The 551-nt window shown below is 68.2% G+C and carries 1 pseudogene; it reads left to right on the forward strand.

Annotated elements, in window-relative coordinates:
• Window positions 1-551 (forward strand): annotated as a pseudogene (locus tag AC1DVH_RS32535) (ImcF-related family protein); the annotation flags it as partial.

Raw genomic sequence — 551 nt, forward strand, 5'->3', positions numbered from 1 at the left:
ACCAACAGGCCCCCGGCGCGAGCGGTCCGACCAACAGGCCCCCGGCGCGAGCGGTCCGCTGGACGCCACCTTCGGCCCGCTGCTGGCCCTGCTGGACAAGGAGGCCGAAGGCAAGAACGACAACGACCGGCTGAGCCTGCAGGCCTTCCTCACCCGCGTCACCCGGGTACGCCTGAAACTGCAGCAAGTGAGCAACGCCGCCGACCCGCAGGCGATGACCCAGGCCCTGGCGCAAACCGTGTTCCAGGGCAAAAGCGTCGACCTCACCGACACCCGTGCCTATGGCAGCCTGATCGCTGCCAGCCTGGGGGCGGAGTGGGGCGGGGTCGGCCAGACCCTGTTCGTGCAGCCGCTGGAACAGGCCTGGCAACGGGTGTTGCAACCGTCGGCGGCAAGCCTCAATCGCCAGTGGCAACGGGCGATCGTCAGCGACTGGCACGGCGCGTTTGCCGGGCGTTATCCGTTCGTGGCGACCACCAGCGATGCGTCATTGCCGATGCTGGGGCAAATGATCCGTGCCGACTCCGGACGCATCGAGCAGTTCCTGCAAC

This window comes from Pseudomonas sp. P4_C3 (assembly GCF_056402075.1).